Source organism: Pseudoalteromonas sp. S558 (assembly GCF_005886635.1).
GTDB lineage: Bacteria > Pseudomonadota > Gammaproteobacteria > Enterobacterales > Alteromonadaceae > Pseudoalteromonas > Pseudoalteromonas aliena.
Map to the genome: position 1 here is coordinate 1 of NZ_PNDU01000116.1, position 20,713 is coordinate 20,713.

The window sequence follows — 20,713 nt, forward strand, 5'->3', positions numbered from 1 at the left end:
AGGTTACAAACCTCGCGCCGCGATTAAATCGCCCCTAGATTGAACAAATTTCAATCCACAAAGGTCAACACGCCCTAGTCTAATTCTAAAAATTGGCGTATTTCAGGCAATTTTGCCATACCATCTTCATAGCCTATTTTCATTAAGTGCTGGGTGTAGCGCTTTTCGAATAATAAGTAACTGGTTAAACTCGATTGCGAATGCTTTTTCACACCGATTATTCTAAGCAGCACTTTAATAGCCCACGGCATATCGTTGTAATACTGCGCTGCAATAGCATTGAAGTTTTGCGAAGGGTTAATTACAAACGCCTCAATTTGTTTAAGTTCTTGATGTTTATCGCGTGCGGGTAATAGCCCTAAGGTGCGGTTTACTCGGCCTAAACGCTCTAAATCCGACTGCATTGTGTCGGTAAATACACTATCGAGTAAATGCCCTGCAACCGCAGAAAGACCCGGATAATGTGCTGAATAACCAGGAGGATGTTGCTCCTTTGGCTCATCTACCCCAATTATAAATATTTTTTCAGCGCCTAAATGAATAGACGGACTAAGCGGGGATAGTTGATGAATAGAGCCATCGCCAAAATAGTGGTTATAAATATTTACGCTTGGAAATACCATTGGAATAGCACTTGATGCCATTAAATGCTCAACGTTAATACGTGTTGCACGTCCTTCTCGTTTAGCGCGTTGCCAAGGTGCTTGCGTATTTGACTGAAAAAATGCCACCGAGTCAGCGGTTGTGTAACTGGAGGCTGTGATCGATAACGCATCTAAATAGTTTCGATGTAAGTTACGCTCAATTCGATTTAAATCTAATATCTCGTTTAATAAGCCACGAAGAGGACGATTATTTAACAAACTCGCAGGTGGGTGATTAATATGCTCTGATTGAAAACTCGTTAAAATATTACGAGCAATATGACCAAAAACACTTAAAAAGTCGCTTTTATACACCATAGACGTTGAAAAGTTTTTCCAAACAGATTCAAGTTTCCTCACTGCTAAATGTGCACAAGAAGCGTAACATGCTAATGCAGCAGAGTTAATTGCCCCTGCAGAGGTGCCATTTATAACTCTAAACGGTAATGGCGCGGTGCGTGGCATGCTATGAGCAAGCGCTTTTAGTACGCCAACTTGATAAGCTGCACGAGCGCCGCCACCTGTTAGTAATAAGGCTATTTTTGGTTTTTTTGGATCAACTTGCTTGATTTTCATATTGGTGGTTAAACTGTTCTACGTCTTTACTTTATTTATTAACTGTAAGTCTTTAAGCTAGAAGAATCAAAGGATAACTACTTTTATACTAATTACATTAAATACCAAGGGCTTTAGCGTGTATTTTTCATTCGCTAAACGATTTTGTATTAAATGCCATTAGTATTGTTGGTAGAATGAATTTAATCCACTTAGCGCACTCTAAGTGATACCGCATTTTTATTTTTATGGAGTTCGTATGTCAGATAAACCAGAAGCGTCAGATGTTCAAAAACGTCCACCGAATAACAACCTTCTTTTTGCCGTTATTATTTTAATAGTCGTAGCATGCGCGGCTGCTTTTATATTACTCAAACCAAACGATGAGCAAGTAACGCGCACCAAAGTCGAGCCGTCAGTTAAAGAACAGCTAATACTGGAACTTAAACCAGAAAATGCTCAAGACGTTGAACAGGGCGCACTTTCTGTAAAGCCAGAGAAACCAGCTGAACTTGAAGTGCCTGCGCAGTCTGTAGCTGAACCTGAGACTGAAACTAAACCAATCGTAAAGCCACTCCCAGCACTTAATGAAAGTGACACGGTTGTTGTGACTAAAATTGACGAGTACTTTAGCGACCCAGTAATGAGTTTAATGGTAACCGACGATGTAATTCGCCGTGGTGTCGTGTTTATAGATAACATTGCCCAAGGCAAAATCGCCAAAAAACATGCACCTGTTATTAAACCAGAAGAGAGTTTTAGCGTAACTGAAGGGGATATTTTAACGATTGATCCTAATAGCTATGAGCGTTATACACCGTATGTAAAAGTATTCACCAGCATGAGTGCAGCTCAAGCCGTGCGTTTGTACGAAGAATATAAACCACTTATTAACAGTGCATACACTGAAATAGGTTACGGCGATGATGAGTTTAATCAAACCCTAACCGACGCAATTGATTTACTACTCGATACGCCAGAGCCCCAGGGCGACTTACCATTACTTCGTAACTCGGTAACATATCAGTATGCATTTTCAGAATGGGAGCAATTACCTGCTGCTCAAAAACAACTTTTACGCATGGGTCCTGAGAACATGAAAAAAGTAAAAGCAGCACTGCGTAATATTAAAGCTCAGTTAGAGAGTAATTAATACGCACAAAAATAGCTAAATGCACCGCGATTGTATATGAAGTATGCAATCGCACTTTCTTTTTAGATTATCCCTTGAATAACAGAGCAAAAGTAGAGATAATCCCCCCGCGCCAACCAAGGCCCTCAATGGTAGTCTTATTGGTCCTCTCGCAACACTAGCAGGCGAACCTGGTCAGGCCCGGAAGGGAGCAGCCACAGTTTGTGACGTGTGTGCCGAGATGTGGCTGGTAAGACTGCCACCCAAATTCCTCATTTGGTGTTGTTTGAAGTATAAGTTGACATATTTGTACTAAAAGGTGGCATAAATTGGAAGTATAAGGTGGCATAGTCTAGTATTTAACCAAATGGTTAGATGGTTGACTCACATGTACAGAAGAAAACTCAAACACTCCCGTGTTAAAAATCTCCATAAATTTGCTAGTCAAAAAAATAAATCCACATGTTTAGTTGAATCCTCTTTAGAATTTGATGCGTGTTTCCATTTTGAATTTTCACCATCAATAGCCGCATTTGAAGCACAACCACTAGGTTACGAATATGAGTTTGATAACCGTATTTGCCGTTACACACCTGACTTTTTACTTACCCACACAGACGGCACGCAAAAATTTATAGAAGTAAAACCGCAAAGCAAAATTGCCGACGAAGACTTTCGTGCACGTTTTATTGAAAAGCAAGCTATCGCTAAGCAAGATGGACGTGATTTAATACTGGTTACTGATAAACAAATCCGTGTATACCCAACACTCAATAACTTAAAGCTTTTGCATCGCTACTCTGGTTTTCAGTCTTTAACAGAGCTGCAAGCATCGGTGCTAGAACTTGTTAAGCAATACGGCTCTATTAAAGTGGGACAGTTAGTTAGCTTTTTAAAAGTAACTGCCGGTGAGCTACTTGCTACGGTGCTACGATTATTATCATTAGGGCAGTTATTTGCCGACTTAACTACAAATGAAATATCAATAGAAACAGCAATTTGGTCTAACAATGTTTAATGACGGGCTGTTTGAAGATGAATTTAACCAGCCATTACCAAAAGTAGAAACCAAACTACCTCAAAATTACGCCAAAGATTTACAAGCCCTTCCTGAAAAAATTAAAACAACAACATTTGCTAAGCTTAAATATATTCAATGGCTTGAAGCTAATATTCAAGGCGGTTGGACACAAAAAAGCCTTGAGCCTTTATTAAAAGTAATGCCCGAAGTTGAGGGAGAAAAAAAGCCCAGCTGGAGAACCGCCGCACGATGGTATAGCGCTTATACAAATGCAGATAAAAATATCATGGCGCTAATACCAAGACACCAAAAAAAGGGTAACAGGGAGCGCGATACAGCAACCGATAAGTTTTTTGAAAAGGCACTTGAACGTTACTTAGTAAAAGAAAAACCATCAGTGGCTTCGGCTTACAAGTATTACGCAGACTTAGTTATTATTGAAAACGACAGTGTTGTAGGTAGTGTTTTAAAGCCTTTAACATACAAAGCATTTAAAAACAGAATAGATAACTTACCGCAATACGAAGTAATGGTTGCTCGTTATGGTAAGCGCCTTGCTGATATTGCTTTTAATAAAGTGCAAGGGCATACACGGCCTACCCGAGTACTTGAAAAAGTTGAAATTGACCATACACCCCTAGACCTTATTTTATTAGATGATGAACTGCATATTCCACTTGGTCGGCCAACACTCACTATGTTAGTAGATGTGTATAGCCATTGTATTGTTGGCTATTACTTTAGCTTCAGCGAACCTTGCTATGATGCAGTAAGGCGAGCGATGATGAATGCCATGAAACCTAAAAGTGAAGTGGCAAAGCTATACCCTGATACAGTAAATGAGTGGAAGTGTGCTGGTAAAATTGAAACACTCGTTACTGATAATGGAAGAGAGTTTTGGGGTAACAGCTTTGAGCTAGCTTGTGAAGAAATAGGCATTAATACTCAGTATAACACTGTCGCAAAGCCTTGGTTAAAACCAATTGTAGAACGTATGTTCGGCACAATAAATACTGAGTTATTAGACCCTATACCAGGTAAAACCTTTTCTAATATTTTACAAAAGAATGAATATAATCCCAAAAAAGATGCAATTATGCGTTTTACGACCTTTATGCAGTTATTTCATAAATGGGTAGTAGACGTTTACCATCAAGATGCCGACAGCCGTTTTAAGTACATACCGAGCCAACTATGGGAGCAAGGCTTTAGTACGTTACCACCAACAATGCTGAGTAATGATGATCTACAACGACTAGATATTGTGCTCAGTATTTCAATTCACCCTAAACTTCGAAAGGGAGGGGTATGGCTGGAAAACTTAAGGTATGACAGCACGGAGCTGTCTAATTACAGAAAGCAATTTAGTCACAACGTATCTCATAAGGTTTTAGTTAAGTTAAACCCCGAAGATATTTCTTATGTATACGTATACCTCGATAAGCTAGAGCATTACATAAAAGTACCATGCATAGACCCAAACGGTTACACCCAAAATTTAAGTTTGAATCAGCATAAAATAAATATGCGCATTCATCGTGATTTTGTTTCGAGCTCTATTGATAATGTTGGCTTAGCAAAAGCGCGTATGTTTATTCATAACAAAATTCAAAAAGAGTTTGAAGCGATAAAAAATGCGCCAAAAAACTCAAAGGTAAAAGGGGGGAAAGCGTTAGCTAAGCATCAAAATGTTAGTAGCGACTCGCAGAAATCAATAGCTCAGAGCGAGCCAGTAGTGCCAAAAAAGGTTACACCTAAAGAGCAGCCAGCTGATAGTTGGGATGACTTTATCTCAGATCTGGATGGATTTTAATTATGCTGACCGATAAACAAAAAGAAAAGCTTAATGAATTTCGCGATATATTTATTGAATATCCAATAATAACCACTGTATTTAACGACTTCGACAGATTAAGACTTGGTAAAGGGTTAGCGGGCGAAAAGCCCTGCATGCTGTTAAATGGCGATACAGGCACAGGAAAAACAGCACTGCTCAAGCAATATAAAGAACGACATTTACCGCAATTTATTAATGGAGTGATGAATCACCCTGTATTAGTCAGTCGCATACCTAGCAACCCGACACTAGAATCGACTTTAGCCGAGCTTCTTAAAGACTTAGGGCAAGTTGGCAGCACAGAGCGCAAGCTGCGAGTAAACGGTACTCGGTTAACTACATCATTAATAAAGTGCCTAAAAACGTGTGGCACAGAGCTTATAATTATTGATGAGTTCCAAGAGCTAATTGAGCACAACCAAGGTAAAAAGCGCCGCGAGATTGCTAATCGATTAAAATACATTAACGATGAAGCGGGTGTATCAATCGTATTGGTAGGTATGCCGTGGGCAGAAAAAATAGCAGACGAGCCTCAATGGTCATCGCGTTTATTAGTGAGGCGGCAGCTGCCATATTTTAAATTATCAGAAAACCCAAAGCACTTTGTGCAGTTAATAATTGGCCTAGCCAACCGAATGCCATTTACCGAAAAGCCAAACTTAAGTGATCAAGCAACAGTTTTTGCTTTGTTCTCACTATCAAAAGGTTGTTTCAGAACATTAAAATACTTTTTAGATGATGCCGTACTTTATGCATTAATAGACAGCGCAAAAACACTCACAACCAAGCACTTAGTTAAAGCATTTGAGGTACTGTTTCCTGACGTACCAAACCTATTTACGTTGCCTGTTGCAGAAATAACAGCAAGCGAAGTTGAGCGCTACTCACTCTATAAACCTGAAAGCGCCCAAGACGAAGATCCGTTTATAGCAACCAAGTTTACTGACCGGATGCCGATCAGTCAGTTGTTGAGAAAGTGATTTTTCTGCTTTTTTATTGGCGCTAAGTATTGTTATTAAACAGTTAAAAATGAGTTTAATGACAAGTATTCAAACCCGTTATTTGTAGAAAAAAGTGAAAATTTCCAAATATAAATAAATTATTCCTGTACTAAGAAATATAGCAACTAAAGGATTACGAATAGACAGGAGCATGAACTTTTTTGAAGTTGTAACTTTATTAAAAAACGTATTTTCAATATCATCGATGAAGTTATTGCAAAGGTCTTGTAGTTCGAATTTGAGTTTACTTTTATTATCAAGAGTAGTGTCTTTTGATACATAAGTTTCTATGTCGAAACTATAAAATGCGTCAAGCCTTTTTTCATCAACTAAAGGGTATGTATTAAGCTGATTTAATTGTTTAACTTTCCAACTTACTCTCAATATTTTACTGTTATAAATTTCCTCTAGATAAAGCTCAACTGCGTGCTCGTCGAGCCAGCTAGGGTCACATATAGTGCTCAGTTGCTCAATTAGCGAGTCTTTTTGAGTAGTTATTGAAGTTCTTTTAACTCCATGATAATGGATGAACAGAGTGATAATCCAACTTATAAACACCCATTCAAAGGTAATCATAAACTAATTATTTTGCCTTTTTAAATCAGCTGCAAGTATGCGTTCATTCGCTGTTGCTACAAAGCTAGGTACTGTATCATGCTTGATTACGAGCTTTTCATCTAACTGAACTTTGGTAAATCCAGCCCTCGAAATTAAACCACCGAATGCTTCATCTAAGAATGATCTTCCGTATCGGTTATAACCTGTAAGATCAACAATAACTTTATCATGTGTCTCAAGAGCCTTGATTAGCATAGAGTTACGAAATACTTCCCCTGAAGTTTTATCACAACCAGGCGCATCGTCTTTATACCTTCCTTTCGGGCTCGGATGAAATTCATCCACAACAATAATAGTTCTACTCGAGCTCATTTAATTTAATACTCCACTGAAGCAATGTACCAGAAAGTTCATTATGTAATTCCATTCGGAAATGCTCGTCGCCATTTATAGCACCTTTGTTATATTGATAGCCACCTTTGTTACTAAAAATAATAAGCTTACTATCAGGGTCAGTTGTTATTACATCTTTTATTGATACACTACCTTGCCCATGGCTATCATCATCTAGGCGTGTCATATCATGCATCATTGAAGCATGAATTAAGCCTGAATCACCTATTGTCGCTCTTAAAGGAGCAATCATTGATTTTGCTGTTCTTACAAATCTCTTGACTGCACCAATTTTAGTATTTGCTTCTTCACCATGGAGTATCATTGAATACTCCTCTGGATAATTCTCTTTTACTCTACTCTGAAATACTTCGCTATCTTTAAATGATAACGGGATACTTTGACCTGAGTCGAATATGGCTAAATACATATATTCTTCTTGTTTATGGCCGACCAAACAAATAGAGCAGATTACCCACCACTTTTTATTTAAATCAAGTTGTTCATCAGGGTATGCATGGCGCCCTACATTTTCTAAGGTTTCAATAACTGCTTGTGCAATTCTTGACTCTATTTTATCAGGAATTTTGCCGTCATAGTATTTATCCCTAATTGCATCAACTAGAGCATCAGGAAATGTTTGGTACTCTTGATTGCTTCCACTTATCACTGGAATATTATTCTGTGTTTGGTCAAACATTGCTTGGTTTCGCACACCGGAACTTTGAAAGGCTCCTGTATCTTTGATTGATTTATTCACTAAATTTGATTCTTTTGACCAAATGATAGAGACCTTACATCTATACTTATCATAAATTGAATATAGTATTAAAAATACAGGCAATTTCGCAGAGATAGTATTTGCGAAAGAAAGATATATGTGGCGGCTTGTATTTAACAAGTTATCAAAATCTTCAAGAAAAGTAACAAACTCATCGTCATACTTAGATTCAACAATATCAAACACCTTCGGTACAGGTAAGATTGGGGCATTAAAAATAGTATCAAGTTTTTTGGAGTTGAGTCTTTCATTGACTCCTTTTTTTTCATTATAGTATCTGATTTTTTTTGATTTGATACGATCGTATTCTTGCAGTTTTTTTTTCATTAGATTTTTCGATATTTTAAGCTGCCTAAGTAGATATGAATGAAATTTAATTTACTTCTTCATACACAATCCCCTGATACATAGTGAACTTTAATGTTTTAAAAAACAACCATGCTATGTTTGCAGCTTAATTAAATGCTAAGAGATATATTTTTAAATTTTGACTAATTGCAGAATTTAATTCTAAAACTAAAATATCCTTAGTACACTTATGGGTTAGATACTAAGAGAATCTTAGCAAGATATATTTTACAGCTAAGGTTCACATGGAAACTCCAACACCTTCACGCTTAAAAGCTGCAAGAAAAGCAGCTGGCCTTACTCAGCAACAGCTTGGTATGGCATTAGGCATGGAGCCAAACACGGCTAGTGCTCGCATGAACCAATATGAAAAAGGCAAACATGCCCCTGATTTTCTAACAATGAAACGCATTGCTAAAGAGCTTGATGTACCGGTAGCTTATTTTTATTGTGAAGAAGATATTCTGTCTGAACTAATTTGTGCTTTGGGTAAGTTAAAAAAAGAAGACCAAATTGAATTATTAAATACACTCAAACCTGAAAAGCTATAAAGGATCAGAAAACATGGAAGTAAATGCTAATTCAATTAGAAAAATAAGTAAGGCGGGAGATGATTCTTGGCTTTTAGAAGATACTCGCCAAATAATATTTTTTATTGGTCCTAATAATTCAGGTAAAAGCCGAAAATTAAGGTCTTTATTTGAAGTTAATAAAAGTGATTGGGTGTTTGATATAGTGCATCTAACGGTGGATAGAGTAGCTCAAGAACTTTCAGGATATATTACGTCAGGTCAAACGGTTTTCTCGCGCCTAAGATTTATAGACACGAATAAATTATCAAATTATTTACTATCAAATATTAATCACCCTAATAATTTAGACAGTTTAATATCAAATGCATATGAAAAGTCAAAAATAAATCCCAGCCGCAGCGTCGCTTCTGAGGGAGCTAATTTCCAATCAGCAATGATAAATTGGTTAGAAAAAAATTTCGAACAAAATTCTATAGGAGAGTTAATTGCTCAATGTAGTACTTTAAATTGGTCAAAAGTTTATATACCAACAATAAGAGGGTTGCGTCACGTTGCCGAGGTAGATATTTTTGAAACTCGAACTAAGTCAGATTATTTCCCTAAACTAAATAAAAATGAATGTGAGATTTTTACGGGTCACAACCTTTATCAAGATCTGATACGACACTTACTAGGCTCCTACGGAAAACGACAGAAAGTTCGCGAGTATGAAAAGTATCTTTCTGAAAACTTCTTTTTTGGCAGGGATATTTCTTTAGTTCCAATGGTTGATAAAGATGTCGTGCATGTCAAAGAAGGAGATGATGAAGACAGGCCTATTTACGACTTAGGTGACGGTATTCAATCAATCATACTATTGACGTATAAAGTTTTTATGGCTGAAAATCCAACAATGTTTTTTATTGAAGAGCCTGAACATTTTCTGCATGCAGGTCTTCAAAGAACGTTAATTGAAACATTTGCAAAAAATAAAGAACATATGTTTTTTATGACTACTCATTCAAACCACTTTTTAGATTTGGCTCAAGAGCGTGACGATATTTCAATTCAACAAGTTTCAAGGGTAAAAGGTGAGAGTAAAGTACAAGCCTCATTAGATTATGGTGAGTTACTTAATGAGCTTGGTGTACGTGCCTCGTCGGTACTTCTTGCTAATTGTTCAATTTGGGTGGAAGGCGTTACTGATAAATTATACTTGCGAGCCTATCTAAATAAATACATCGAAGAGCTCGAAGATGAAGATAAGAGAAGTAAGCTGAAGAGTTATCATGAAAATCTTCATTTTGTTTTTACAGAGTACCAAGGTAGTAATATCACTCACTGGGATTTTAGTGACGATCTTGAAAACGATGGTAGTGAAACCCCCGCTAAAAGGCTCAACAGAAATATCTTACTAATTGCTGATGCAGATATTGAAGGTAAAGGTGAGCGTGTTGAAAGCTTAAAAGAAGCTTTGGGTGAGGCATTTTATTTACTTGAATATAAGGAAATCGAAAACTTTATACCCTTTGATATTTTGATTGATACTGCTAAAGCTAGATGGGGAACTTTTACCCAAAGAGCCAATTGTGATATCGATAAATTTAATAATATTAAAGAAAGCTCATTTAGAAAAAAAGATGTTGGTATCGGTAAGGTTTTAGAGCGTAATGTCGTTAAAAATGAGGGGGCTGAGCGGAACTTTTACTCTGAAAAATCAGGTACAATTAAAGACAAAGTTAAATTTTGTCATACTGCAATTTCACTAATGAATGAATCTGATGATTGGAAACTAACGCCAGAGCTAACTTTATTATGTAAAAGGGTTTGGGATTTTATTGAATCACATAATAAATAACTGCTTATGTGATTCGACCTTTTAGATGTAAATGAGCAGATTCTGAAATATCACAACCGATAGCTTTTCGATTTAAGTTATTGGCTGCTACTAAAGTAGCTCCTGAGCCAAAAAAAGGATCGATGACGATTTCATTTTCCTTACTGCTTTGAGAGATAAGCGTTTCAATTAACTTAACTGGTTTTTCAGTAGGGTAGCCTCTGTATACTCTTTTACACGTGAGGATGTCTGGCACGCTTAGATCATTTAACTTGCGCTTACCTTTCTCGAAAAAAAGAATATATTCGTGTCTGGCTCTGTAATGATAACCCATTCCAATAGTTACTTTATCCCAAATTATTGGCTTCCAAAACTTGAAACCTACTTTTTCAGCTATTGGCTTAATATAAAACATTGTTTCCTGATCGCAGAATAGATAAAAATGCGAACCTTTTTTAAGTACTCTGTAAATTTCTATTAGTAGTTCTTCAAAGCGATTATTTGGAAATATGTCGAACCATTGATTGCTTGACGATTTACTTACTTTTAGGCGAGTGGTTGTTCCTATTTTTCGATATTTTTCTAATGATTCGTAGGGTGGGTCAGTAATTAAAAGATCAACACTTTCGGTTGAAAGTGTTGATAACCAATTTACCGCATCATCTTTAAATACTTGCATTAAATCTCTTTAGTTAAAGTGTGCTGCACAATCGGCCATTGTGTGAGCTTTTTGATGAAGTCCCCTTCGGTAAATGACGGCAATCTATGCAGTAGCTCTGGAAACCATCGGGGTTTTGTGACGATTTACGTGCGGGTGTTTTACCAAATGAATTAGGATAAGTATGAAAAATATGCTCCGAACCATTTGCGTCTGAACAATGTGGACAAGATTTAAATCTTTGTCCTGTAATTTGGTCAGCCTTTATGATCATTCCACTATTGAGTGCTTTATTGCAGCAGTTACAAGCCATAAGAATCTCCTTATAAGTTAGCTTTGTATTTTTAAATTTGAGTTTTTTATTATGTTACTGGCTATTAATACATCCATTAGAAATGCCGTAACGCTCTCTACAGTATCAGATATTGTACTTTTGTGAAGTACGAATGATTTAACGATAATTATTTTTGACTATCTAATTTATTTAGCCTAAACCTAAACTAAGATTTTCTTAGTTTAGGTTGGCGATGCATTTTTTAGTTCAAACAAAACCTTATCCTGAAGAGGCGCTTGAAAGCTATTTGCTAAGGCTTGCTAGGGATAACTCATACGATCGTTATAGTGAGCTTGCTGATATTTTATGGCAATGGCTTGCAGAGCAAGATCATGATCTTGAAGGTGCGTTGCCGTTAGAGCTGAGTAAAGTTGATGTTTATCATGCTAGGCAAGCGAGCAGCTTTAGAATAAGAGCGCTTAAGTTAGTAGCCCAATTAGCAGATGTAAACGCTGGTGACATTCTTGCACTTGCATGGCGGCGCAGTAATTTTAAATTTGGTAACCTCGCAGCAGTAAGCCGTAGTGAGCTGACAATTCCCCTTGAGCTACTTCGCACTGATAACATACCTGTTTGCATTGAATGTTTAGCTGAATCTTTATACATTCCTTTTTATTGGCATTTAGAGCCCTACAAAGCTTGCCATAAGCATAAAACACAATTAACCATACAATGTATGGAATGTCATAAATTAGTTGATTATAGAGCTTCTGAGACGTTTCTAGAATGTAATTGTGGTTGTAAACTAACCAGTAGTGAACAGTTAAACGATGCAGACTTTAAAATTGCATCTGCGCTTGCAAGTAATAACAGCCCAAAAATAATGGGGCTGTTATCGTGGTTTGCGAAGGTTAAACAACTTGATGTAAGTGATGCTGACTTTAACCGTACTTTTGTTGATTACTTTAGTACTTGGCCTGAAAGCCTTACCGTTGAATTAAACTTACTCACAAACAATGCGCGACTCAAGCAACTTAACCCTTTTAATAAAACTAAGTTTAACTCTGTTTATGGCGATTTAATCCGGGATGGTCAAATAGCCGCAACAAGTAACCGTAAAAACAAAGTAATTGATGAGATTATTAATTATTTTGTCGAATTAGTTGATAGTAACCCTAAAGCTAAACATCCAAATATTGCTGACTTACTGCTTTGTACTTTTGATACCGCAGTATTGTTAAACACCACCACAGAGCAAGTTTACAGGCTTCATCAAGAAGGCTTTTTAAACTGTGCTTATCCACAAAAAAAGCACGAACAGCTCAGAGCTGATAGCCATGTATTTTATTTACGCCAGGTAATTGAGCTACAGCAAGCATTCGCAGCTGAAAAGCCTCAAACAAAAAAACAATTTATAGCGCCGTGGTAATTTATGAACTTACAAGATGCATTTGCAATTGAATCACTAAAAGAAAAAACCACAGCACTTAGAAAGTTGTTTGCCCCATACACGCCTCACGTTGCGGTAGATGGCTTTGAAGAACAAGCGCTGACTGTACTCATTAACCTAGTTTATAAGCGCAGTGAAATTGATGATCTAACAAGTACAAGAACCGCTAAAAGTGTATTACGCGATGAAGTGTTACTGAGTAAGTGCATTAACGAAGTTAAATGGTTTCATACTCATAATTTAAAATACCCAGATATACGAGTAAGCCATCAGCGTTTAATTAGTAAGGTAGTAAGTGAAGATATTGCGGGTATTTGTAGCCGGTCATTACCTTTAAGTTTTGGCTGGTCGCACAACAGTGCTGAAATTAATCATGCAAAGTTATTTTTAACCTCGTTTAATTGGCAGGGCGAAGTGACTTGTTTAGCAAAGTTATTAATAACTGAAGAGCTTGTTTGGATTAATTTAATAAGAGCATACGGGTTTACTAAAAAGGCGGTTTTAGATATCGCGGGTAAAGTAAAACAGCAGTTGCCAGTGGCAGAGCTCCCATTAGAAGTAAGCTCTTTTTCACCACAGTTACAAATGCCATTTCAGCAAAGCTACCTTGCGGTTACGCCTGTAGTAAGCCACGCAATACTAGCTAAAATTCAGCAATTAACAACAGATCGTAAGTTAAATTTTGCTTTAGTTGAGCACTCAAGACCAGCCAATGTTGGCGATTTAGCAAGCTCAGTAGGCGGCAATATAAGAGTGCTGCGTTACTTTCCTAAAACATATGCTAAGGCTATTAACCGCTCCAAAGTAGTCGATAATGATATTGAGAAAACATTTAAAATTCGTGCGCTAATAAGCAGTCAATTTCAACAGGCGCTTTTGGTGTTGGTAGGCATTAAACAGTTTAATACGTTAAGGCAAAAGCGATTAGCGCGAGTAGCGGCTATTAGGCAAGTACGTGTTAGCTTGCAGTTATGGCTGGATAACATTCTGGAAGCTAAAAATAACGCGCAAAACCAAGCTTATCCTGAGTGGGCAAAGCATTACTTAGATCAGAGTGTTACTAACTGTATTAGCCAATTTAGTAACGTACTAAATGAGAGTCTTGGTAATTTAAGTAAGCTCAAACGCTTTGCATATCACCCTAATTTAATGGGGCTGTTTAAGGTGCAATTAAACTATGTGTTTACTCACTGTGCAGCTGAACAAGAAACATTAAATGATGAGCAAATAGTGTATGTACATTGTCAAGATATGCGAGTGTTTGATGCCGAAGCAATGGCTAACCCGTATATTCAAGGCATGCCGTCACTTACTGCTTTAAATGGGCTTGCTCATAACTTTGAGCGTAAGCTAAAAAGCTTTATAGACCCTTCAATTAAGTTTATTGGCAGTGCCATTTACATTGAAAACTATCAACTACATACGGGTAAACCATTACCTGAGCCAAGCAAGTTAAAACAAGTTACAGGACGTAGTCATGTTATAAGTTCTGGTATTATCGATAAACCTAAATGCGATATAACACTCGATTTAGTATTTAGGCTTTTCGTACCAAACATTAAGCTGTTAGATAAGTTAAATAGTCAGCTTATAAAGCCCGCACTACCATCTTCATTTGCAGGCGGGACTATGCATCCACCTTCGTTATATCAAAATATTGACTGGTGTCATGTACATACTAAACCGAGTGAGCTGTTTAAAAACCTTAAGGCAAAATCGTTAAATGGCAGTTGGTTGTACCCTTCAAAAAAAGTAGTCAAAAGTTTTGAACAATTGATAGATGCGCTTAACGGTAACTTTAATTTAAGACCCGCTGCAATTGGCTTTGCTGCGCTTGAAGAACCCGTAAAGCGAGATGCAGCATTACATGAACACCATTGTTATGCAGAGCCCGTAATTGGGCTCTTAGAGTGTGTTAGCAATACATCAGTAAAGTACGCAGGCGCTAAGCAGTTCTTTCATGACGCATTTTGGGTTATGGATGTTCAAAAAGGGTCTATGCTTATGAAAAAGTCTAAGTTTGAGTATGAATAATGCAATTACCTCGGCACTTAAGTTACACGCGTTCGCTCTCACCCAGTAAAGCGGTGTTTTTTTATAAAACACCGGAATCTGATTTTGAACCGCTACAAATAGAGCAAAATAAATTAGTTGGGCAAAAGTCAGGGTTTAGCGATGCGTATCAAAAGCAAAATGTGGCTAAAAACTTAGCGCCACAAGATCTCGCTTTTGGGAACCCTCAAACAATTGATGTGTGCTACGTGCCTCCAACAGTAAATGAGCTATTTTGTCGTTTTTCACTCAGGGTTGAAGCTAATAGTAATGAGCCACATGTTTGTGATGATCCTAAAGTTATTTATTGGTTAAAACGTTTTTTTGAAACCTATAAAAAGCACAATGGCCTTAATGAAGTGGCAACTCGCTACGCTAAAAATATACTGATGGGCAACTGGCTTTGGCGTAACCGCCAATCACCGAATGTAGATATTGAAATCCTCACTGAGCACGCAGCCCCGATTGTTGTTGAAGGTGCACAAAAACTAAAATGGCAAGGCAACTGGCAAAATAATCAAACGGCATTATTAACGTTGTCAGAAGCTATTCAAGAAGGGCTTAGTAACCCTCAAAATTATTGTTATTTAGATATAACCGCAAAAATTAAAAATGCATTTAGCCAAGAGGTTCACCCAAGTCAAAAGTTTGTAGATACTGTTGAACAAGGCATGTCATCTAAACAACTTGCATATACTCAAGTAGGCGATAAAAAAGCAGCAAGTTTAAACTCGCAAAAAGTAGGGGCCGCTATTCAAACTATCGATGATTGGTATGAGGGAGGTTACAAACCTTTGCGCACCCATGAATATGGCGCAGATAAGCAAATATTAGTTGCACACAGAACACCTAAGACCCATTCAGACTTTTATTCATTACTCCCTCGCATTGCTTTGCATATTAAACACATGGAAAAGCATGGTTTAGATCAAAGTGAACAATCAAACGCAGTTCACTTTATTGCGTCAGTGTTGATCAAAGGTGGCTTGTTCCAAAGGAGTAAAGCTTGAAGCGCTATTACTTTACCATTACTTATCTACCTAAAAATTGTGATGTAAGCCTGCTGGCTGGGAGGTGTATCGGCATTTTACACGGGTTCATGAGTTCACGCGGAATAAGTAATATTGGTGTATGCTTTCCTAAGTGGAATGAGCAAACGGTAGGTGATCAAATAGCGTTTGTATCAATAGATAAAAAGCAATTAACCAACCTATCTCAGCAAAGCTATTTTGAGATGATGGCTCATGATAAGTTATTTGGCTTATCAAAAATACTCGAAGTACCAACAGAGCAAAATGAGGTTATGTTTATTCGCAATCAATCAGTAGCCAAAGCTTTTGTTGGCGAAAAGCAAAGGCGGTTAAAACGCGCTAAAAAACGAGCTGAAGCCAGAGGCGAAGTCTACAATCCAGAATATCAATTTGAGGCAAAAGACATAGGCCATTTTCATTCAATACCCGTATCAAGCAAAGGCAACGGGGAAAATTTTATACTGCATATACAAAAAATTGAAAATGCTGAATCTATAAAAAATCAGTTTAATAATTATGGCCTTGCTACAAATCAAACATTTCAAGGCACGGTTCCCTCTTTGAATACCCTTTTTTAATAGTTATAAAACACTCTTTTAATTTTCAACTGGTTATAAGGTTGGTTAAAAATAAGGGTAAATAATTTAAATGCGTTTAACAGTTTGGTATTTATAGAAATTTAAACTATTTTTAATAGTGAACTGCCGAGTAGGCAGCTGGAAATGGCTAAAGGATGGCGGATATCTTTCTTTATTTGTGAACTGCCGAGTAGGCAGCTGGAAATTGAAGGTCAACCAGATTTAACGAAAGATGGATGTGAACTGCCGAGTAGGCAGCTGAAGTTAGGCCGGGAAGTGAATAACCACAAATTGTGACTTTTAACTGCCGAAAAGGCAGAGGCTAAATAGAGAGACCCCAGCAAAAGCTGGGATGTTTTTAAGCGTTATAACCGTATTTAAGGCTATTTATAACGTTCTTAATTAACCTTCTACCAGCAATTGTATTTACAAATGTTAAAGGTGTTTTAGAGCTAAATTGTAAGGAGCATGTATTTAGCCATTTATTCCATCGTTCAATACTTTCAAAGTAATCAATACAAGTTGATGCTAAATGAGCCAGCTCGAAGGTATTTTCACTCAAAGTTGCATTTAAACGTTTATGCTCTTTTTTATGACTTTCGAAAGTTCTAGTATTTGTACCAATTGCTTTAGCAAAGGATTGAATATCCCAACCTAACTGAAGCCTAAACTTCTCAACACTTTTTATATCTAAACCGCGCTGAATTAATTCAATTTCATCTAACGGGTTTAAGCTTAAATTAACTTTTCCATTGCTGAGTATATCTACAAATTTATGATTAGCACTAGGTTGAATATCACTAGGCATACATACCTCAAAGCCAGAAAAAGTTATATTTAATAATAGCACTTCTGTTACCCTGCTGATAGTTGCTTAAAGCGATAACCAGTCAGTCAAAAATTGTGTTGTATGAAGAGGAAATTTGACCGCTATGTAATTCATTGTAAGCAATAAAATGATCGCAATTATTAGGTGTGTAACGTTTATAATTGCACCTCAATAGTCTATTTGCTATTTTACGCGCTAATAAAAGGAAATTTTAAGGATTTAAGGATGATTCAACTACAGCGCTACCCAATGCCAGATCGACCAAGTAACCCCAGCCCTTTAGAAATGGCTATTTATAATTATGAATTACTAGCCAAAAAACACTACGACGATAAGCGCCGTAAATCTGCTGCATCTAAGGAAAAGCTACAAAGAGATTACAACCACTTACAAAAAGAACGCAAGCGTTTAGAGCACTTGCTTATCGCGCAGCAAAGCTTAGAGTCTTACCGCGCAGAAAGTGAAGGGAGTTCTGTTAAGGAGCTAGCAGAAGAAGAACATCATCCTACGGAAAAACTTGCTAAGTTTTTACGAGCGGCAGGCGAGCCAAAACCGACTTCATATCATGAAGCACATCATATTGTTTGTGGTAAGGGACGTTATAGACAACGCCTTACATATGCTGCGCGTTTAAGAATGCATTCGTTTGGTATTGGTATTAATGATCCAACGAATGGGGTATGGCTAAGAAACTTTGAAAAAAATAAGTCAGATGATTGGGCTACGCCTGACACTGTTTCTCACAGAAGGCTGCATCGCCATAATTATGAAGTTTGGGTGTCTACTAGTTTAAGAACCAAAGTAAATAAGCTCGATTTCATAAATGCATTACGTGGCGTGAAAATAAAAATTAAAAACCATATGATGCCAGCCAGCGTAATGATGCGTAAAAATGCTAATTGGGATGGTAAATCATGAAGTTGTTCTCGTTAAAGCCTGTTACTAATTCTTACGACATGGTTGAGTGGGACATACTTTCATTCGCTGAAAAAATACAACCAATGTTGCCATCTAATCAAGATGCTTGCATGTTTCTACTTGATATCCATATGAATAATGACTCTTTATTAGAGTATTGGCCTGAAGGTTATGAGTTGTCTTTTTTACCTGGTTATCTAAAAGATAACTACGATATAAGTATCATGGATGGGTTTATCGCTCTTCGGATGAATGCTTATGAGGCTTTAAAAGATTTATTAGCGCCTTTAGGTGAGTTTATTGAAACAAAAGCTGATGGTGAACCTATTGTAATCTTTAACTTGCGTACATTTGGACAAGAAGATGAAGCAAAATGTGAACGCGAATATTTAGACGGTTATCCTTTAGATTGTATCAAGATTGCTTTCATAAATGATGATGTAAAAAATAAGCCTGTTTTTAAGAGTAAATTGACAGGTGGTTCTCGTTTGTATTGTACAGATAAGTTTAAATCTGCTGTAGAAGATAATGGATTAACGGGTGTTTATATTGACGAAGATCTGGATAATATTTTTTCTAATTAAGTTAATTTAGATAAAGAAAACATTATTTAGGCAGTGTTATATAAAACGAAAATCAAAACTACCTTTTAAAAACCACCTATTATATTTTAGTAATTTCAATACCCACATGGATGTGGGTATTTTAATGCCTGAAATAAATCGGATGCTATATGCCAATGAACTTTAACAGCTTATCTGTTGGTTGTTTTTTACCAATTTCTCTTGCATAAAAATTTAATAACAAATTTGTAGTAGCCCACATCTCAGTTTGAAAAGAGTGTTTTGATTTTATCTGACAGTCCCTAATGAGCGATAACCGGACACTGAAAAAGTTAAAGTTATTCTTGTTTTGATGAGTAGGTTCCTAATTTTTCCCGATAACATTATTAAACGCCGCTTTGGGGAAAAATAACATGCTTAATATCTCGCTATTTTAATTACTTGTTTACAAAGGCAATTATTGGTGAAATTATCGGGGTATGTAATATACGCCGTTTTGGTGTGTTATAAACCACCAAAATGGTGTTCAATAAGCTGTTAGTCTCAAGGGGAAAATATGACACTATCCAAAAATCTGGATGAGAAGATTAATAACTTTGACTTTGATTATATTGAGTCATATCTGGGGCACCCCGTTCCTTCATGCCTAAAAGAATTGTATTCGTCAGGCGAAGTATTTGAGCTAGAAAATATCATCGTCGACGAAGAAGATGATGATGAAGGCAATGACTCGCTTTACATATGCATTGCTAATTGGGAGCCGCTAAATGAAGAACGGTATCAAAGGCCCTGGCCTGGAACTGAAAAATATCTTAACTTCGCACAAGATGGTTCTGGAAATCTATTCATAGCTAAGCCAGAGGAAAATTTTGAAGTTGTGCACTTTTTCGATCATGAAACTGGTGAATTAGAGTCATTAAATATAAACATTCCAACTTTCATAGGTAAAGTAAGGGAGTGGAATGAAGACTAACAAGTCAAAGCACGCGGACTTGGCGAAGGTGTCTGGTGTGAGCGGATAAATGGAAATTACAAATTAGTTAATTCGCCTTTCTTTATTCCAAACTTAGCATTCGGGGATATTTTTTCTGCTACACCCGATAAAGTTAACGACCATATATTTGAATTTGATGTTATTGAAGAATCAGGGCACTCAGTCATTTGGGTAATGAATAACGATGATGTAGATACCAGTTTTTTTGTCGATATGCTAAAGAGGCTTGGTTGTAAAATAGAGACTCTTAATCAATTTTCATTGATGACTATCGACGTCCCTCCAGAAATAGATACTATTGCATTGGACCCTCTTCTAGATATGCATGAAGAGCAAGGTCTAGCATACGCATTCCCAGTCTGGAGACATGGTGATTAATTTTCACCTAACAAGAGTCTAAGGTTACGACAGTCCGCAAATGGCACTTTTACGAAGTTCGGCTAAGAGCGATAACCGGTCATTGAGATTGGCTAAATATCGTCGTTAATTGATTGGTGAAACTACGCTTTGCACACATATTCATGAAAATGAGCGCTGCGCGCATATTGGTTAATTTAACTTTACCTAAAATAGTTAGAAAACTTAGTGATAGTAATATCTTAGGTAATTTGTTAAAACTATATAATGTAGAAAAATGAGCGTAGCGTCGGCAGAAACATGCGCGATGAGCGGGTAATCCCCCCATTTTTAATGGAGGCTATCTGTAGAATTTCCGTTGTTTAACTTTTCCAGTTTTTGTATGGGTGT

Annotated in this window: 19 protein-coding genes, 1 other RNA gene and 1 pseudogene; 15 read left to right on the forward strand and 6 right to left on the reverse strand. The window is 37.0% G+C overall.

Translation table 11 applies throughout. The features are described from left to right. Positions 1-74 precede the first annotated feature (74 nt). Positions 75-1,220, reverse strand: a complete 1,146-nt coding sequence (locus tag CWB66_RS09200; RefSeq protein ID WP_138585149.1) for a patatin-like phospholipase family protein — start codon at positions 1,218-1,220, stop codon at positions 75-77. Positions 1,221-1,458: 238 nt separating this feature from the next. On the opposite strand from CWB66_RS09200, the gene CWB66_RS09205 reads away from it, so the two are divergent. From CWB66_RS09205 to CWB66_RS09225, 5 genes are all read left to right on the forward strand, one after another. Then, positions 1,459-2,352, forward strand: coding sequence for a DUF3014 domain-containing protein (locus CWB66_RS09205; protein WP_138585150.1), 894 nt, complete (start codon positions 1,459-1,461; stop codon positions 2,350-2,352). Positions 2,353-2,490: 138 nt separating this feature from the next. Continuing rightward, an RNA gene (ffs, locus tag CWB66_RS09210) (signal recognition particle sRNA small type) lies at positions 2,491-2,587 on the forward strand. Positions 2,588-2,719: 132 nt separating this feature from the next. Then, positions 2,720-3,349: a TnsA endonuclease N-terminal domain-containing protein gene (locus tag CWB66_RS09215; protein WP_008126703.1), complete on the forward strand. Its 630-nt coding sequence runs from the start codon at positions 2,720-2,722 to the stop codon at positions 3,347-3,349. Beyond that, the gene (locus CWB66_RS09220; protein WP_138585151.1) at positions 3,342-5,165 is read left to right on the forward strand and encodes a TnsB C-terminal domain-containing protein; all 1,824 of its coding nucleotides are present in this window, start codon (positions 3,342-3,344) and stop codon (positions 5,163-5,165) included. The genes CWB66_RS09215 and CWB66_RS09220 overlap by 8 nt, the downstream gene beginning before the upstream one ends. 2 nt (positions 5,166-5,167) lie before the next feature. Then, the gene (locus CWB66_RS09225; protein ID WP_138585152.1) at positions 5,168-6,169 is read left to right on the forward strand and encodes a TniB family NTP-binding protein; all 1,002 of its coding nucleotides are present in this window, start codon (positions 5,168-5,170) and stop codon (positions 6,167-6,169) included. Positions 6,170-6,769: 600 nt separating this feature from the next. On the opposite strand, the gene CWB66_RS09235 is transcribed toward CWB66_RS09225, so the two are convergent. Together CWB66_RS09235 and CWB66_RS09240 are read right to left on the reverse strand one after the other, a co-directional pair. After that, a complete protein-coding gene (locus tag CWB66_RS09235) occupies positions 6,770-7,120 on the reverse strand; it encodes an STAS-like domain-containing protein (protein WP_138585154.1) in 351 nt (116 codons plus the stop codon). Beyond that, positions 7,107-8,249 (reverse strand): hypothetical protein, encoded by a 1,143-nt coding sequence (locus CWB66_RS09240; RefSeq protein ID WP_138585155.1) that lies wholly within the window; start codon positions 8,247-8,249, stop codon positions 7,107-7,109. The genes CWB66_RS09235 and CWB66_RS09240 overlap by 14 nt, the downstream gene beginning before the upstream one ends. Positions 8,250-8,515: 266 nt before the next feature. Here CWB66_RS09240 and CWB66_RS09245 point away from each other — a divergent pair, with 266 nt between their 5' ends. Both CWB66_RS09245 and CWB66_RS09250 read left to right on the forward strand, forming a co-directional pair. Then, entirely contained in the window at positions 8,516-8,821 is a 306-nt protein-coding gene (locus CWB66_RS09245; protein WP_138585156.1) for a helix-turn-helix domain-containing protein, read from the forward strand. 13 nt (positions 8,822-8,834) lie between these two features. Next, on the forward strand, positions 8,835-10,640 hold the full coding sequence (locus CWB66_RS09250) for an AAA family ATPase (protein ID WP_138585157.1): 1,806 nt from the start codon (positions 8,835-8,837) through the stop codon (positions 10,638-10,640). A 4-nt stretch (positions 10,641-10,644) separates the two neighbouring features. On the opposite strand, the gene CWB66_RS09255 is transcribed toward CWB66_RS09250, so the two are convergent. Then, on the reverse strand, positions 10,645-11,298 hold the full coding sequence (locus tag CWB66_RS09255) for a DNA-methyltransferase (protein WP_138585158.1): 654 nt from the start codon (positions 11,296-11,298) through the stop codon (positions 10,645-10,647). Between the two features lie 13 nt (positions 11,299-11,311). Beyond that, positions 11,312-11,590, reverse strand: coding sequence for a hypothetical protein (locus tag CWB66_RS09260; protein WP_138585159.1), 279 nt, complete (start codon positions 11,588-11,590; stop codon positions 11,312-11,314). Positions 11,591-11,804: 214 nt separating this feature from the next. Between CWB66_RS09260 and CWB66_RS09265 the strand changes: the two genes are divergently transcribed. The 4 genes from CWB66_RS09265 to cas6f are packed head-to-tail and all read left to right on the forward strand — an operon-like array spanning position 11,805 to position 16,662. Next, the gene (locus tag CWB66_RS09265; RefSeq protein ID WP_138585160.1) at positions 11,805-12,980 is read left to right on the forward strand and encodes a TniQ family protein; all 1,176 of its coding nucleotides are present in this window, start codon (positions 11,805-11,807) and stop codon (positions 12,978-12,980) included. Positions 12,981-12,983: 3 nt separating this feature from the next. Next, positions 12,984-15,035, forward strand: a complete 2,052-nt coding sequence (locus tag CWB66_RS09270) for a type I-F CRISPR-associated protein Csy2 (protein WP_138585161.1) — start codon at positions 12,984-12,986, stop codon at positions 15,033-15,035. After that, positions 15,035-16,063 (forward strand): type I-F CRISPR-associated protein Csy3, encoded by a 1,029-nt coding sequence (gene csy3, locus CWB66_RS09275; RefSeq protein WP_138585162.1) that lies wholly within the window; start codon positions 15,035-15,037, stop codon positions 16,061-16,063. The genes CWB66_RS09270 and csy3 overlap by 1 nt, the downstream gene beginning before the upstream one ends. Beyond that, the gene (cas6f, locus tag CWB66_RS09280; protein WP_138585163.1) at positions 16,060-16,662 is read left to right on the forward strand and encodes a type I-F CRISPR-associated endoribonuclease Cas6/Csy4; all 603 of its coding nucleotides are present in this window, start codon (positions 16,060-16,062) and stop codon (positions 16,660-16,662) included. The genes csy3 and cas6f overlap by 4 nt, the downstream gene beginning before the upstream one ends. A 358-nt stretch (positions 16,663-17,020) precedes the next feature. Here the strand turns inward: cas6f and CWB66_RS09285 are convergent, their stop codons facing one another. Continuing rightward, positions 17,021-17,512 (reverse strand): Xre family toxin-antitoxin system antitoxin, encoded by a 492-nt coding sequence (locus tag CWB66_RS09285; protein WP_252371728.1) that lies wholly within the window; start codon positions 17,510-17,512, stop codon positions 17,021-17,023. 204 nt (positions 17,513-17,716) lie between these two features. Between CWB66_RS09285 and CWB66_RS22425 the strand changes: the two genes are divergently transcribed. The 4 genes and pseudogenes from CWB66_RS22425 to CWB66_RS09305 all read left to right on the forward strand — a co-directional run. Then, positions 17,717-18,409 (forward strand): AHH domain-containing protein, encoded by a 693-nt coding sequence (locus CWB66_RS22425; protein ID WP_212747815.1) that lies wholly within the window; start codon positions 17,717-17,719, stop codon positions 18,407-18,409. Next, a complete protein-coding gene (locus tag CWB66_RS09295) occupies positions 18,406-18,993 on the forward strand; it encodes a hypothetical protein (RefSeq protein WP_138585164.1) in 588 nt (195 codons plus the stop codon). Before CWB66_RS22425 ends, CWB66_RS09295 begins: the two co-directional genes overlap by 4 nt. 535 nt (positions 18,994-19,528) lie before the next feature. Continuing rightward, entirely contained in the window at positions 19,529-19,945 is a 417-nt protein-coding gene (locus CWB66_RS09300) for an SMI1/KNR4 family protein (RefSeq protein ID WP_138585165.1), read from the forward strand. A 36-nt stretch (positions 19,946-19,981) separates the two neighbouring features. Continuing rightward, positions 19,982-20,344 (forward strand): annotated as a pseudogene (locus tag CWB66_RS09305) (DUF4265 domain-containing protein); the annotation flags it as partial. Positions 20,345-20,713 lie beyond the last annotated feature (369 nt).

Bases quoted from the DNA above. Each gene is read 5' to 3' on its own strand.
- CWB66_RS09200 (WP_138585149.1), bottom strand. From the start codon at position 1,220: ATGAAAATCAAGCAAGTTGATCCAAAAAAACCAAAAATAGCCTTATTA.
- CWB66_RS09205 (WP_138585150.1), top strand. From the start codon at position 1,459: ATGTCAGATAAACCAGAAGCGTCAGATGTTCAAAAACGTCCACCGAAT.
- CWB66_RS09215 (WP_008126703.1), top strand. From the start codon at position 2,720: ATGTACAGAAGAAAACTCAAACACTCCCGTGTTAAAAATCTCCATAAA.
- CWB66_RS09220 (WP_138585151.1), top strand. From the start codon at position 3,342: ATGTTTAATGACGGGCTGTTTGAAGATGAATTTAACCAGCCATTACCA.
- CWB66_RS09225 (WP_138585152.1), top strand. From the start codon at position 5,168: ATGCTGACCGATAAACAAAAAGAAAAGCTTAATGAATTTCGCGATATA.
- CWB66_RS09235 (WP_138585154.1), bottom strand. From the start codon at position 7,120: ATGAGCTCGAGTAGAACTATTATTGTTGTGGATGAATTTCATCCGAGC.
- CWB66_RS09240 (WP_138585155.1), bottom strand. From the start codon at position 8,249: ATGAAAAAAAAACTGCAAGAATACGATCGTATCAAATCAAAAAAAATC.
- CWB66_RS09245 (WP_138585156.1), top strand. From the start codon at position 8,516: ATGGAAACTCCAACACCTTCACGCTTAAAAGCTGCAAGAAAAGCAGCT.
- CWB66_RS09250 (WP_138585157.1), top strand. From the start codon at position 8,835: ATGGAAGTAAATGCTAATTCAATTAGAAAAATAAGTAAGGCGGGAGAT.
- CWB66_RS09255 (WP_138585158.1), bottom strand. From the start codon at position 11,298: ATGCAAGTATTTAAAGATGATGCGGTAAATTGGTTATCAACACTTTCA.
- CWB66_RS09260 (WP_138585159.1), bottom strand. From the start codon at position 11,590: ATGGCTTGTAACTGCTGCAATAAAGCACTCAATAGTGGAATGATCATA.
- CWB66_RS09265 (WP_138585160.1), top strand. From the start codon at position 11,805: ATGCATTTTTTAGTTCAAACAAAACCTTATCCTGAAGAGGCGCTTGAA.
- CWB66_RS09270 (WP_138585161.1), top strand. From the start codon at position 12,984: ATGAACTTACAAGATGCATTTGCAATTGAATCACTAAAAGAAAAAACC.
- csy3 (WP_138585162.1), top strand. From the start codon at position 15,035: ATGCAATTACCTCGGCACTTAAGTTACACGCGTTCGCTCTCACCCAGT.
- CWB66_RS22425 (WP_212747815.1), top strand. From the start codon at position 17,717: ATGATTCAACTACAGCGCTACCCAATGCCAGATCGACCAAGTAACCCC.
- CWB66_RS09295 (WP_138585164.1), top strand. From the start codon at position 18,406: ATGAAGTTGTTCTCGTTAAAGCCTGTTACTAATTCTTACGACATGGTT.
- CWB66_RS09300 (WP_138585165.1), top strand. From the start codon at position 19,529: ATGACACTATCCAAAAATCTGGATGAGAAGATTAATAACTTTGACTTT.